The organism is Pseudorhizobium tarimense (assembly GCF_022968135.1).
Lineage (GTDB): Bacteria > Pseudomonadota > Alphaproteobacteria > Rhizobiales > Rhizobiaceae > Neorhizobium > Neorhizobium tarimense.
In genome coordinates this window covers 164,691-178,049 of sequence record NZ_JALJRA010000002.1, presented here as the reverse complement: position 1 = coordinate 178,049, position 13,359 = coordinate 164,691, and the positions used below count along the sequence as shown (strand labels likewise).

Below are 13,359 nucleotides of genomic sequence, written 5' to 3'. Positions count from 1 at the left end.
CTTGATCGCACCATCCAGGAAAGCGCCCATGCCGACTTCCGTCCCCGCCACTACGCTCAGCGGTAACGGCCTTCTGATCGAGCGCCACTGGCAGCAGCTCGCCGGCCAACGCCGCGTCTATACGCTGATTTCGGGCGTGCTCCTGCTGATGGTGGTTTCCGGCTCGCTGTGGTTTGCCAACGAAACCAATGCCGGCAAGTTCTTTGACCGCCTGCCGCATCTCTTCGATTTTGTCGGTGACCTCATTCCACGTGACGGCTGGGAAATCTGGCGGGCGCTGTTCGACCTTCCCTCTCCTTACGAAGACGGAAGCCTCAAGTACAATTATGTCGAGGGTCGCTACTACATCACCGACAACCTCTATATCCCGGAATACTTCTACAAGATGGTGGAGACGCTCAACATTGCGATCCTTTCCACCATCATCGGCCTGATCTTCGGCTTCATGCTGTCCTTCCTGGCAGCCAAGAACATGACCCGCAACGTCTGGGTGCGCGGGACAGCGCGACGAGTTATGGAAATCATGCGCGCCTTTCCTGAGGTCGTGCTCGCGGGCTTCTTCCTTGCCATTCTGTCGCTCGGTCCGCTCCCCGCAGTCATCGCCGTCTCCATCCATACGGTCGGAGCTCTCGGGAAACTCTTCTTCGAGGTGATCGAGAACGCCGACATGAAGCCTGATGAGGGGCTAAAGGCGGTGGGTGCCAGCTGGGTCGAGCGGTCCTGGTTCGGCATGGTGCCGCAGGTCATGCCGAACTTCATGAGCTATTTCCTGCTCCGCCTCGAGATCAACGTCCGTGCCTCCACCATTATCGGCGCTGTCGGCGGTGGCGGTATCGGCGAGCAGCTGCGCCTGTCGATCAGCCGCGGCCACGAAGCGAAGACGCTCGCAATCATCCTGCTCCTGTTGCTGACGATCATCGCCGTTGACCAGTTTTCCGCATGGCTCCGGCGCAAGCTCGTTGGCGACCAGGCATTCCAAGCCATCTGATCGGAGGCCCGTCATGATCCTTCTCAACGCCGCCGAAATGGATGCTCTGGCTTTGAGCCATCCGGACCTTCTGCACCGCTCGATCTGGCAGCGCTTTCGCGTCCCGATCATCGCGGTCGCCGTCATTCTCTATTTCATCTTCGCCTGGTGGTTCTTCGCCGTGGGCAAGGTCGTGGGAAGCGCGAACTGGGGCCTCGCGGGCAACTACCTCGCCGACTGGGTCTCCTATGAGATCCGCCCCGACATCGAGATCGCCACAGACGGTTCGATGCAGATCAACTATCCGCGCTTCGACCCGATCGGCCCCAACCCCAATCCGGACTGGCTTGAGGCCCGGCGGGAAACGGTAACGCGAACGATCGAGACGCCTGCACCGTCCGCCCCTGCGACGCCCACAACTCCTTCGTCGAGCTTCAGCTTCATGGCCCCCGCTCCCTCGCAGCAGTCCGAGACCGCTCCTGCCGCTCCCACCGTTGAGACTCGCATCGAAGAAGTTGTCACGGAAGCCGTTGTTCAGATGGGACCGGAGCGATTGATCGACGTGCAGCCCGATCGCGTGGTGCTTACCCGCGGCGACGAGGTCGTGATCCTGACGCTCGACCGTGCGGCTGACCAGGTGCTGGCGCAAGGCCCACTACCTGAATGGGCCGAGCAGCGCTCTGTCGGCGGGCGTGTCACCGCCTATTTCGGCTTTTCCGGCTGGGCCGACATCAGTGCCGACCGAGTGCGGCTGCGCAAGCGCTTCCTCGGCTGGGAGAACTTTTTCTTCGACACCAATTCGGTCTTCTTCGACAAGTCCGCCGGCGAGGTTCTTTCCCTGATCGTCAGCGGCAACCGGATCGTCCCCGGACAGAGCAATCTATCGCTTGCCTGGAACGACATCCTCTACAACCCATCGTGGCAGCATCTCGACGTCTGGACGAAGCTCTTGCAGACGATCGTGATGGCGTTCATCGGCACGCTGTTTGCGATGATCGTGGCATTTCCGCTGTCCTTCATCGCCGCGCGCAACATCTTCCAGAACCGGCCGGCCAACCAGCTCACCAAGCGCTTCTTCGATTTCCTGCGCTCGGTCGACATGCTGATCTGGGCGCTGTTCTTCACTCGCGCCTTCGGCCCTGGGCCGCTTGCAGGCATCTCCGCGATCTTCTTTACCGACACCGGGACACTCGGGAAGCTTTATGCAGAGGCGCTGGAAAACATCGACGACAAGCAACGCGAAGGGGTACGTTCTGTCGGAGCCCCTCCAGCCACCGTACAACGCTATGGCGTCGTGCCCCAGGTCATGCCGGTCTTTGCCTCGCAGGCGCTCTATTTCTGGGAATCCAACACCCGTTCAGCCACCATTATCGGCGCCGTCGGTGCCGGCGGCATCGGCCTGAAGCTGTGGGAAGCGATGCGCACCAATTCTGATTGGGAGAATGTAGCCTACATGGTGCTGCTGATCCTGATCGTCGTCTTCCTGTTCGACGGCATTTCGAACTACCTGCGCTCCAAGCTGATTGGTCCCAGGAACCACTAGTTTCGGGTCCACGAGTTTTCCTGCAGGCATCATCATTCTGTCATGCAAATCTTTTAGCGCAGGGTCCTGTTTCCCGGCGGCCTCTACCGATAGGTTCGGTCAGCTTCCCGATTCCCTGGATACGACCTTGCGATACGCCATCTATTTCGCCCCGGCTCCCGATACCGGTTTGACGCGCGCCGCCAATCATTGGCTGGGACGTGACGCCTTTACCGGCGAAATCCTCGACGCCCCGTCTCAGCTCAGTCTGCCGCAGGAGCAGTGGCGGGAGCTGGTAGCCGAACCGCAGCGCTATGGGTTTCACGCCACGCTGAAGGCGCCGTTCAACTTGCGCGAGGGGCGAACGGAAGTGGAGTTGATCGACGCTTTCGAGGCCTTTGCGGCCTCCACCGAACCCTTCGAGATTCCGCAGGCGATCATCGGCCAGCTCGGACCCTTCTTTGCCCTAGTGCCACATTCGCCTCACCCGCCACTGCAGGAGTTTGCCGCCAAAGTGGTTGAAGCCTTCGAACCCTTCCGCGCACCGTTATCGGACGCCGATATTGCGCGGCGAAAGCCTGAGCGCCTGTCGGAGGCTCAGCGGACAAACCTGCACACTTGGGGCTATCCTTATGTGATGGACGAGTTTCGCTTTCACATGACGCTCACCGGCCCGGTCGAGGCCGAATTTGCGCCGAGGGTGCATGACGAACTAAGCCCACGCTTTTCCGCCCATGACGGTGCGCCGCTTCCCATAGATGGCCTGGCGCTCTTCATCGAGCGCAACCGCGGAGAGCCCTTCACCATTCATCGCTGGCAGCCGCTTGGCGTGCCGCAACACCAGAGAAAGATGCTCCCATGAGTGCCGAGACCGTTCTGTCGAATGCCCGCATCATCGTCGATGACGAGATTGTTTCCGGTTCGCTTGTCATCCGCGACGGGAAGATTGCGGAAATCTCCGAGGCCAGCAGCAAGATCGGCGAGGACATGGAGGGCGACTACCTCCTCCCAGGCCTGATCGAGCTCCACACGGACCATCTGGAGCAGCATTACTCGCCGCGTCCGGGCGTGCGCTGGAACACGACCGCGGCAATCCAGGCGCATGACGCGCAGGTCGCCTCCTCCGGCATTACCACCGTCTTCGACTGCCTTCGCATGGGTTCAGACGAGGACGGCGGGTTCGAGAAGGGCGAAATGCGCGATCTCGCCAATGCCATCCAGGCGGCGCAGAGTGAGGGGCGCCTACGTTCGGAACACCTTTTCCACCTGCGTTGCGAAGTCTCATCGGATAACGTGCTGGAGCATTTCGCCGACTTCGCGACGGATTCTTACGTGCGTCTGGTCTCGCTGATGGACCACGCCCCGGGTCAGCGCCAGTTCCAGTCGATGGATCAATACGTCCTGTATTACAAGGAGAAGCGTGGACTCAGCGACGAGGCCTTCGCCCACTTCGTCACGCGCCGCCAGGCGGCATCGGCGAAATACTCTGCACTCCATCGCGATGAACTGGCACGCGTCTGCGCGGAGCGCGGCATTACGGTGGCCAGCCACGACGATGCCACGCTCCAACATGTCGACGAAGCCGTCGGGCACGGAGTACGGCTTGCGGAATTTCCGACCAGCTTCGACGCCGCGGAAGCCTCCCATAAGGCTGGAATGAGCGTGTTGATGGGCGCGCCGAACATCGTCCGCGGCAAGTCGCATTCCGGCAATATCGCTGCCCGCGAACTTGCCGAACGCGGTGTTCTGGACGTTCTGTCCTCCGATTATGTACCACTCAGCCTCCTGCACGCGCCCTTCGTGCTTGCCGATGATGTCGATGGCATCTCGTTGCCGCAGGCGATCGCCATGGTGACGTCGACACCCGCACGGACAGTGGGGCTGGAAGATCGCGGCAGCATCGCGCCAGGTCTACGCGCCGATCTCGTGCGCGTACACCGCGAGCGCGGCGTGCCAGTCGCACGGGCGACATGGCGCGAGGGCCGCAGGGTCGCCTGATGGATCAGCCAGCACAAGCCCAGCCAGAGGTCCCCGGGCGTCTGATCGTCGTTGTCGGCCCGAGCGGGGCCGGCAAGGACACGCTGATGGCCTACGCCGCCAGGCAGCTTCAAGGCCGGGACGACGTGGTCTTCGTTCGGCGTGTCATCACCCGCGATGGCGAGGCCGGCGGCGAGGAGCATGAGGCGGTTTGCGAGGCGGATTTTCAGCAGATGGCTGAGGCTGGTGAATTCGCCGTATCCTGGGAGGCACATGGGCTTCACTACGGCATTCCTGCCGATGCGCTGAAGCAGGTGACCCAAGGGCATCTCGTTATCGCGAATGGATCGCGCTCCGCGCTCCCACGCTTCGCCACCGCCTGCCCGTCCATGACGGTGATCAACATCACCGCCAGGCTCGAAGTGCTGGCCGAACGGCTGGAGGCACGTGGCCGGGAAAGCCGGGACGAAATCCTGCGCCGGCTTCAGCGAAGCTCTCCCGAACTGTCGGGGGAATTCGACGTCGTGACCATCGACAACAGCGGATCGATTGAAGACGCCGGCCAGGCGATGGTGGCAGCGCTGATGCAATACCTTGCGGTGCCACAGTCATCCTGACGCAGACTAGTGGGCTTCGTCCCAATTGGACGCGGCGCGTGCGTCCACCTTCAGCGGCACCTTCATCGAAATCGCCGGCATGGCTGCCTCTTCCATCGTCGCCGTGATGACAGGCAAGGTCTGATCGATCTCGCCCTCTTCGACCTCGAAGATGAGTTCGTCATGCACCTGCAGCAGCATGCGTGCTGAAAGCTTGGCCGCCTGGAGCGCCGGCTCCATCTTCACCATCGCCCGACGGATGATGTCGGCAGCCGACCCTTGGATCGGCGCATTGATGGCCGCACGCTCGTTAAAGGAACGTACCTGCGGGTTCGACGAGCGGATCTCTGGGTAGTGCGCGCGGCGGCCGAAGATCGTTTCCACATATCCGTTCTCGCGGGCGAACTCCTTGGTGCTGTCCATGTAATCGCGGATGCCGGGGAAGCGCTCGAAATACTTCTTGATGTACTCGCCGGCTTCCGACCGTTCGATCGAGAGCTGGTTGGCGAGACCGAAGGCGGAAATGCCGTAGATGATGCCGAAGTTGATCGCTTTGGCACGTCGGCGGATCTCGCTCGGCATGCCCTCGACCGGCACGCCGAACATTTCGGACGCCGTCATGGCGTGGATATCCACCCCATCGGCGAACGCCTGCCGAAGTTGCGGAATGTCCGCGACATGCGCCAGCACCCGCAGTTCGATCTGGCTGTAGTCGGCAGAAACCAGCTTGTGCCCCGGTGTCGAGATGAAGGCGGTGCGGATCTTGCGGCCTTCAAGCGTGCGGATCGGGATGTTCTGCAGGTTGGGCTCTACGGAGGAGAGACGCCCCGTGGTGGTCGAGGCGAGCGAATAAGAGGTGTGGACGCGCTTGGTCTGCGGATGGATGTAGCCCGGGAGCGCATCCGTATAAGTCGACTTGAGCTTGGTCAGTTGCCGCCAATCGACGATCTTGCGCGGGAACTCGTGTCCGGCGGCGGCCAGATCCTCAAGCACCTGCGCAGAGGTCGACCATTGTCCGGTCTTCGTCTTGGCGCCGCCCGGAAGCCCCATCTTGCCGAAAAGGATGTCGCCGAGCTGCTTGGGCGAGCCGATGGTGAAGCGCTCGCCGGCGATCTGGTAGATCTCGTCCTCGATCGCAGCAGCCTTCTGCGCCAGCTCGCCGGACAGCCGTGACAGGATCTGCCGGTCAACGGTGATGCCGCGTTCTTCCATGCGCGCCAGCGTCGCCACCATAGGCCGTTCCAGGCGCTCATAGACGCGCGTCAGCCGGTCAGCCGCCAGCCGGGGCTTCAGCACCAGAGCGAGCCGGAGCATCAGATCTGCCTTTTCTGCGGCGTAGACGGTGGCGCGGTCGATCTCTACCTGATCGAAACTCACGCCGGACTTGCCGCTGCCTGCCACGTCCTTAAACGACGCCGGCATGTGGCCCAGCCACCGATCGGAAAGGGATTCCAGGATGTGGCCGCCTTTGCCGGCTTCCAGCACATAGGACATCAGCATCACGTCGTCATAGGCGGCGATCTCGATGCCGTGACGCCTCAGGAGCAGGTAGGCATATTTCAGATTGTGCCCGACCTTCAGCACCGAAGGATCCTCGAGCAGCGGCTTCAGCCGGTCGATGACCTCGGCCTGCGTCAGCTGATTGTCGGCACGCCCGTTGCCGAGGAGATCATCGCTGCCGGTCTTGTGGCCGAAGGGAATATAGGCGGCGCGGATGTCGGTGCCGGAGGGGTTATGGGTATTGTCGGCAAGTGCGAGCGAGATGCCGACGATGTCCGAGAGCATAGGGTCGATCGATGTCCCTTCCGCCTCGAAGGCAACCACTCCCGTTTCCTGGGCGGCGCGCATCCAGTCGTCAAGGTCCTCCACGTCATCAATAGTGAAGTAGCGGCTCTTGTCGATCTTGGCCGTGGCGAAGGCCTCTGCACGCGCCTTTGCGAGCTCTGCCGGGGTCGTCGCACCATAGGCGTCGGCCGCGCCGGCCTTGCCGGAACCTGCTCTTGCGGAAGCCGTCGCCTTGCCTGCGCTTGTGCCGGCATCGAGATCCGGTCCACGTGCAGCCGAGCCCCATTCCACCTTCACCTGCGCCGGGTCGATCGCGCTGGCATCGCAGTCGCATGCTTCCGCCACGCGCCGTGTGAGGGTGCCGAACTCCATGGCCTTGAGGAAGGCGATCAGCTTTGGTCCGTTCTGCGGCTCGAGCACGAGTGCGTCGAGCGGCATGTCGAGCGGCGCATCCGTCCGTAGCTGAACCAGCCGGCGCGACAGCCGGGCAAGCTCGGCATTGGCGATGATGTTTTCCCGCCGCTTCACCTGCTTGATTTCGCCGGCGCGGGCGAGCAGCGTATCGAGATCGCCGAACTCTTCCAGCAGTTGCGCTGCCGTCTTCGGTCCGATGCCAGGGATGCCCGGTACGTTATCCACCGAGTCGCCGACCATGGCTTGGAGGTCGATCATCTTCTCCGGCCCGACGCCCCACTTCTCGACAACTTCGGGGATGCCGATCTGCTTGTCCTTCATGCTGTCATACATGTGGACATTCGGCGTCACGAGCTGCATCAGATCCTTGTCGGAAGAGATGATCGTGACATCGGCTCCGATCGCCTCGGCCTGACGTGCATAGGTGGCGATGATGTCATCCGCTTCGAAGCCTTCTGTCTCGATGCACGGCAGGTTGAAGGCGCGCGTCGCCTCACGGATCAGGCCGAACTGCGGCACCAGATCCTCAGGCGGCTCGGAGCGGTTTGCCTTGTAGGCGGTATAGAGATCCTTGCGAAAGGTCTTGGCCGAGTAATCGAAGATCACGGCGAAGTGGCTCGGCGTCACACCGACGGAGGTGTCGCGGGCGTCGGTCAGAAGCTTCCAGAGCATGTTGCAGAAGCCGGACACGGCACCGACCGGCAAGCCGTCCGACTTACGGGTCAGCGGTGGAAGGGCGTGGAAGGCACGGAAGATGAAGCCGGAGCCGTCGACAAGGAAGAGATGGTCGCCTTTTTTCATGGCTATGGAATAGCTTGCGGCACCTCCGACGTCCACGAAAACTTGCCGGCTGAAGACGCTGCAATGCAGGGGCTGCGGCATCAACCGAACGTTACCAATTTGTAATCGATCCTTCCCTTGAAAAGGCTCGGATCGCTGCGCATCTCAGGCTTACCGGCATTGATCACGCCGCAGTCTGAAGCTGGCTCGTCCCCCGCCACTCCAGACCGGACAAAGGCCTTATCCCCCTCTCCGGGCCTTTGTCCCCTTTATCGACCGCCATGGCCGAGTCCCCTCCCGGCCGTGGCGGTTTTCGTTTATGAGCGCCTTGAGACGCAGGCTTGGCGAAAGCATGGGGCGCTATATATCGCTGCCATTTCACAGCGACAGGCCTCCGATCCATGGCGTTCGACCGCTCGCATTGCGCTACCTATCTCGCCGGCCAACTGGCCAAGGGCTTTGCCCGCTCGCTGCAAAGCAGAGCTACGGCTTTGGGCTTCTCTCCGGGACAGTTTCCCGTTCTGCTCGAGCTTTGGCAGGAAGACGGGCTGACCCAGAAGCAGCTGCTGGACCGGCTGGAGGTGGAGCAGGCAACACTCGCCAATACGCTGATGCGCATGGAGCGCGGCGGTCTTATCCGCCGGGAGCCGCATCCGAAGGACCGGCGGGCCCAGATCATCCAACTCACCGAGGCCGGCAGAGATCTCGAGCGGCAGGCGATAGAAGCGGCGGCGGAAGCCGATGCCGCCCTGTTCGACGGCTTCCGGAAGTTTGAGCGGGAGCTGATGATCGAATACATGCGCATGGCGATCGAGAACGCGCGCAAGCTCTGAAGCGAACTTCGGTCTTGCCACCATCCGCAAGCGTTCAATTCGGCTTCGAAACCCACTAAGGTCGCGCCTGTTTTTGCAGACAGGAATTCTCCATGACCGATCTTTCTCCCGTCCTCGACCGTGCCGACAAGAACATCGAGCAGAGCCTGGAGCGCCTATTCGATCTCGTGCGCATCAAATCCATCTCTACCGACCCCGCCTACAAGGCCGACTGCCGCCAGGCAGCCGAATGGCTGGTGGCAACGCTCACGGAGATCGGCTTCGACGCCTCGATGCCGGGATACGGCCGGCCATCCCATGGTGGTTGCGCATCACGATGGCGCTACGGCAGACTCACCCCACGTTCTGTTCTACGGTCACTACGACGTCCAGCCCGTCGACCCTATCGAGCTTTGGGAGAATGATCCGTTCGCGCCGACCATCAAGGACATCGGAAACGGCCGCAAGGTGATCACCGGGCGCGGAACAGCCGACGACAAGGGGCAGCTGATGACCTTCGTCGAAGCCTGCCGCGCCTATAAGGAGGTGCATGGAAGGCTGCCGGTTCGCGTGACCATCCTGTTCGAAGGCGAAGAAGAGTCAGGCTCGCCGTCGCTGAAGCCGTTCCTGGAAGCAAACGCCAAAGAGCTGACCGCCGGCTGCGCGCTCGTCTGCGATACCAGCATGTGGGACGGTGACACGCCAGCCATCGCCGCAGCGTTGCGCGGCCTGGTCGGCGAGGAACTGACCATTTCTGCAGCAGATCGCGACCTTCATTCAGGTCTCTTCGGAGGTGCTGCTGCGAACCCGATCCATATCCTAACGGAAATCCTGGCGGGCCTTCGAGACGAGACCGGGCGGGTCACGCTGCCAGGATTCTATGATGGCGTGGAGGAGACGCCCTCCAACATCAAGGCGAGCTGGGAAACGCTGGGACGCACGGCTGAAAGCTTCCTGGGTGAAGTAGGCCTGTCGGTTCCTTCCGGCGAAAAGGGGCGCTCCGTTCTGGAACTGACTTGGGCGCGGCCGACCTGCGAGGTCAACGGCATCTGGGGTGGCTATACCGGCGAAGGCTTCAAGACCGTCATTGCTGCCAAGGCCTCCGCCAAGGTCTCGTTCCGGCTCGTCGGACAACAGGATCCGGCGAAGATCCGCGAGAGCTTCCGCGCCTATGTCCGCTCCAAGCTTCCAACGGATTGCCCAGTCGAGTTCCACGAGCATGGCGGTTCGCCGGCCATTCAGCTTTCTTACGATTCGCCCGTGCTGATCAAGGCGAAGGATGCGCTTTCAGACGAGTGGGCGAACCCGGCCGTCGTGGTCGGCATGGGCGGCTCGATCCCGATCGTCGGTGATTTCCAGAAAATGCTTGGCATGGATTCGCTGCTCGTCGGCTTCGGCCTCGTAGACGACCGGATCCACTCTCCCAACGAGAAGTACGACCTGAAGTCCTTCCAGAAGGGCATCCGCTCCTGGGCGCGCATCATCGCGGCCTTGGCGGAGTGAGCTGAAGGGCGCCAGCAGGTACAGAAAAACAAAAAGGTCGGGCTAGACCCGACCTTTTCTCGTCTCGATTTTCTTCAGGTGCCAGTACATCCGTGGTCACACAGAAATAGAGACAGGCATTTCCGGCGCGTCCGCTTCAGGCACGAGGCCAACAGCGGCTCAGGCGATCATCATCGCCGCAACTGGTTAACACTTCGTAAAAGACGAATATGCAAACCGTCGCTGCAATGGCGCGGTCTCCCGCATTTGCTCACTGCGCCGGAAATGCCGCTGAGCATGAGATGGGGAAGTGCTCGTTAATTTGCAAGTCCTAAAATACAAAAAGGCCGGACGAAGCCGGCCTTTTCAAGTGTCGTGCTCTAGCGAGCGAGATTAAGCAGCCTGCAGCTGATCTGCGGCGACCTTGCCCGAGCGACGATCCGTTACGAGCTCGTAGGAGAGCTTCTGACCGTCGTTCAGCGAGCTCATGCCAGCGCGCTCAACAGCGGAGATGTGAACGAAAACGTCGGCCGAGCCGTCGTCCGGCTGGATGAAGCCGTAGCCCTTGGTTGCGTTGAACCACTTAACAGTACCGGTAGCCATATCGATGCCTTTCTCTTGCAAATATCGGCGATGCTCCAGCATGGCTGGAACGGGTGGTTTCGTATTTGAAGGAAAGTAGTCGAGAGCACCGGCGGTGCTTAGATCAGTCTTATCAACAAATAGCGATGCGGAGGAGATAGAAGCGGGTGGACGGTCTGTCAAGAACGCTGGCACCCGCTAAATCTAGCCTCTGCCAAAACAGAAAACCCGGCGCGGGAGGAGGAGCGCCGGGTTTCCAAAACTGACCAGCAACCGGGAGGAGGAGGTGTTGCCAGTCCCATCGAAAGACGCTGGGAGGAGAAGTGCGTCTGTCGATGTTTTGACCATACAGGATCCATGCTCGACAAACAGCCACACTTTTGCACTGCAGCATTGCGACTTTCGCATAACTACGGAAAACGCGCGCCCGCTTGCCACCCGGCGATGTTGCTTCTATTCCTGCATCCCCATGAGCCTCGACACCGTCCGCGCATTCCTCGCCACACATGCACCCGACATCGAAGTCCTGGAGACGCAGGAAAGCTCGGCTACGGTTGCGCTCGCTGCTGCAGCACATCAGGTCCTCCCGGAACAGATTGCCAAAACGATTTGCGTGAAGGCGGGCGAGAGCATTCTGGTGATCGTCATGGCCGGTACGGCGCGCCTGGACAACCGGAAATTCCGCGACCAGTTCGGGGCAAAGCCGCGAATGCTGTCGGGCGACGAGGTGGTGGCCGTAACCAGTCACCCTGTCGGCGGCGTCTGCCCTTTCGGGCTGCCATCCGAAGTCGCCGTCTATTGTGACATTTCGCTCGAACGCTTCGCAGAGGTTATTCCGGCAGCGGGCGCACCGAATGCTGCGCTGCGGATCCAACCGCAGCGCATGTTAGAACTTGTTGGCGCCCAGTGGGTCGACGTTTCCAGCTAGTCTGGATGTGTGTCGGAGGTTAGTAGTAGCGGCGATACCAGGCGCTGCGGTTCTCGACTGACTGTGCGCCCACCAGATATCCGATAGCGAAGCCTACGGCGCCGACGAGGGTGAATAACGTCGTCGCCGTTGCCGGATGCTCGCGAATGGCTCCGGCGACCGAGTTGGCTTCTTCCTGGAGATAGGTCGCGGCGCTACCGGCGCGCTCGGACAGACGCTCACGCAGTGCGGCGATTTCCGTCCGCAAGCTTGCGATCTCGCGGCCGACCTGTTCGCTCTGATCCTGCTCCGTGCTGCCCAGAGGCTTTACGCTTCCCGTCGTTTCCGCCATGCCGGCCTCCATCGTTCTTCAACAGCCCGATCAACTGATAACGATGCAATAGGTTCCGCTGGCCGAGGCGAGCAAGGGTGCCGGCTTAAGGCTCGCGGCTTTCTGCAAGAATGTGCGCCAGAGACTCCAGCTTTTCCTTCTCGCTCAGCCCCTTCTGCATGGAATGGACAAGGATCAGCGCCAGCGCCTCGCCGTCAGGGCTCGCCTTGTTGATATTGTGCTCAATGCAGGCCTGGTCGAAGACCTGCTGCAGCATGTTGAGCTGGTCCGGACCAACCGGATTGCGAACCACCTGTGTAGGCACACCAACCTCCCCATGCTGTTGCGGCCTAATCGATTCTTCGAGTCCCGTCCCGAGAAGGGATTTCGCCGCTTCAAACTTGGCTTTATGAAGGCCAACTTGTGTAGAACTTGCGGATACGACCAACTGGGCCGGATCGCCCTCAACATTTCAGTCTTCAGCAAGTTCCCTTCTCAGCAGAATGGCGAGGCATCGACGCGACAGGCAAAGCGTCTGTCACGCCGACGAACGTCATGCCGCGCCTGCTGGATCTCCGATGGGCAGGAGCGCCGGGTTGAGGTTCGGGTCCTGAGGGTTCTTGTTGTCCCCCGGGTTCTGGACCGGCGTCAAAGGCGGCTCGCCTTGAGTTCTGTCGGGAATGCCGGGCGTAGGCGTGGGACCGCGAGGGGTCTCCGGAGTCGGATTGGGGATCGGTTCTTTATTTGGCATCTTTTAGTCCTCCTTAGCTATCGGAGTCGGAACGACCCATCCCTTGCATGGTTCCGCGGCGATGCTTCCGGTTGGCGCAGAACATCAAACTTCATCCTTAACGAGTCGCCCGGCCTCTATTTTTTCTCCACCGGATGAAACAACAGCTCGCCCGTATGGTTCACCTCCTCGTCAACCAAGGGAGAAAACGATGAAAAAGATCCTCGCTATCACTTGCATGACCGCCTCGCTGGCCGCCTGCACGGCAACGGAGCGCGGCGCGGGTATTGGCGCCGCCACGGGCGCCGTTGTAGGCGGTGCGGTTAGCGGCGACGTTCGCGGCGCGGCCGTTGGAGCAGCGGTAGGCGGCGTTGGCGGCGCACTGATCGGAAGCGTGCAGGATCAGCCCGGCCGCTGCTACTACCGCGACCGCTACGGCAACCGCTATATCGACGAGTGCTGATCGGAACTGGC

The 13,359-nt window shown here is 61.3% G+C and carries 13 protein-coding genes and 1 pseudogene; 9 read left to right on the top strand and 5 right to left on the bottom strand.

The annotated features are described in order from the left end of the window. Positions 1-28: 28 nt before the first annotated feature. From phnE (MUU54_RS03185) to phnN, 5 genes are all read left to right on the top strand, one after another. Positions 29-988, top strand: a complete 960-nt coding sequence (phnE, locus tag MUU54_RS03185) for a phosphonate ABC transporter, permease protein PhnE (protein ID WP_247242594.1) — start codon at positions 29-31, stop codon at positions 986-988. A gap of 13 nt (positions 989-1,001) precedes the next feature. After that, positions 1,002-2,510: a phosphonate ABC transporter, permease protein PhnE gene (phnE, locus tag MUU54_RS03180; RefSeq protein WP_247242593.1), complete on the top strand. Its 1,509-nt coding sequence runs from the start codon at positions 1,002-1,004 to the stop codon at positions 2,508-2,510. Between the two features lie 127 nt (positions 2,511-2,637). Further along, the gene (locus tag MUU54_RS03175; protein WP_247242592.1) at positions 2,638-3,351 is read left to right on the top strand and encodes a DUF1045 domain-containing protein; all 714 of its coding nucleotides are present in this window, start codon (positions 2,638-2,640) and stop codon (positions 3,349-3,351) included. Beyond that, positions 3,348-4,487 (top strand): alpha-D-ribose 1-methylphosphonate 5-triphosphate diphosphatase, encoded by a 1,140-nt coding sequence (locus MUU54_RS03170; RefSeq protein ID WP_247242591.1) that lies wholly within the window; start codon positions 3,348-3,350, stop codon positions 4,485-4,487. The genes MUU54_RS03175 and MUU54_RS03170 overlap by 4 nt, the downstream gene beginning before the upstream one ends. After that, positions 4,487-5,083 (top strand): phosphonate metabolism protein/1,5-bisphosphokinase (PRPP-forming) PhnN, encoded by a 597-nt coding sequence (phnN, locus tag MUU54_RS03165; protein ID WP_247242590.1) that lies wholly within the window; start codon positions 4,487-4,489, stop codon positions 5,081-5,083. The genes MUU54_RS03170 and phnN overlap by 1 nt, the downstream gene beginning before the upstream one ends. 6 nt (positions 5,084-5,089) lie before the next feature. Here phnN and polA read toward each other — a convergent pair whose 3' ends face one another. Continuing rightward, positions 5,090-8,062: a DNA polymerase I gene (gene polA, locus MUU54_RS03160; RefSeq protein ID WP_247242589.1), complete on the bottom strand. Its 2,973-nt coding sequence runs from the start codon at positions 8,060-8,062 to the stop codon at positions 5,090-5,092. A 380-nt stretch (positions 8,063-8,442) separates the two neighbouring features. On the opposite strand from polA, the gene MUU54_RS03155 reads away from it, so the two are divergent. Further along, on the top strand, positions 8,443-8,874 hold the full coding sequence (locus MUU54_RS03155; RefSeq protein ID WP_247242588.1) for a MarR family winged helix-turn-helix transcriptional regulator: 432 nt from the start codon (positions 8,443-8,445) through the stop codon (positions 8,872-8,874). Between the two features lie 92 nt (positions 8,875-8,966). Next, positions 8,967-10,356 (top strand): annotated as a pseudogene (locus MUU54_RS03150) (dipeptidase). 372 nt (positions 10,357-10,728) lie between these two features. On the opposite strand, the gene MUU54_RS03145 reads toward MUU54_RS03150, so the two are convergent. Then, on the bottom strand, positions 10,729-10,938 hold the full coding sequence (locus MUU54_RS03145) for a cold-shock protein (RefSeq protein WP_077548527.1): 210 nt from the start codon (positions 10,936-10,938) through the stop codon (positions 10,729-10,731). 448 nt (positions 10,939-11,386) lie between these two features. Here MUU54_RS03145 and MUU54_RS03140 point away from each other — a divergent pair, with 448 nt between their 5' ends. Further along, positions 11,387-11,845 carry a YbaK/EbsC family protein gene (locus tag MUU54_RS03140; protein WP_247242587.1) on the top strand — a complete coding sequence of 153 codons (459 nt, stop codon included), beginning with the start codon at positions 11,387-11,389 and terminating at the stop codon, positions 11,843-11,845. Positions 11,846-11,864: 19 nt separating this feature from the next. Here MUU54_RS03140 and MUU54_RS03135 read toward each other — a convergent pair whose 3' ends face one another. From MUU54_RS03135 to MUU54_RS03125, 3 genes are all read right to left on the bottom strand, one after another. Then, positions 11,865-12,176, bottom strand: a complete 312-nt coding sequence (locus MUU54_RS03135; RefSeq protein ID WP_247242586.1) for a hypothetical protein — start codon at positions 12,174-12,176, stop codon at positions 11,865-11,867. A gap of 85 nt (positions 12,177-12,261) precedes the next feature. After that, positions 12,262-12,480 carry a hypothetical protein gene (locus tag MUU54_RS03130; protein WP_247242585.1) on the bottom strand — a complete coding sequence of 73 codons (219 nt, stop codon included), beginning with the start codon at positions 12,478-12,480 and terminating at the stop codon, positions 12,262-12,264. Between the two features lie 228 nt (positions 12,481-12,708). Then, positions 12,709-12,906 carry a hypothetical protein gene (locus MUU54_RS03125; protein ID WP_247242584.1) on the bottom strand — a complete coding sequence of 66 codons (198 nt, stop codon included), beginning with the start codon at positions 12,904-12,906 and terminating at the stop codon, positions 12,709-12,711. A 190-nt stretch (positions 12,907-13,096) separates the two neighbouring features. Here MUU54_RS03125 and MUU54_RS03120 point away from each other — a divergent pair, with 190 nt between their 5' ends. Further along, complete coding sequence (locus tag MUU54_RS03120; protein WP_247242583.1) at positions 13,097-13,348, top strand: YMGG-like glycine zipper-containing protein; 252 nt, start codon at positions 13,097-13,099, stop codon at positions 13,346-13,348. Positions 13,349-13,359 lie beyond the last annotated feature (11 nt).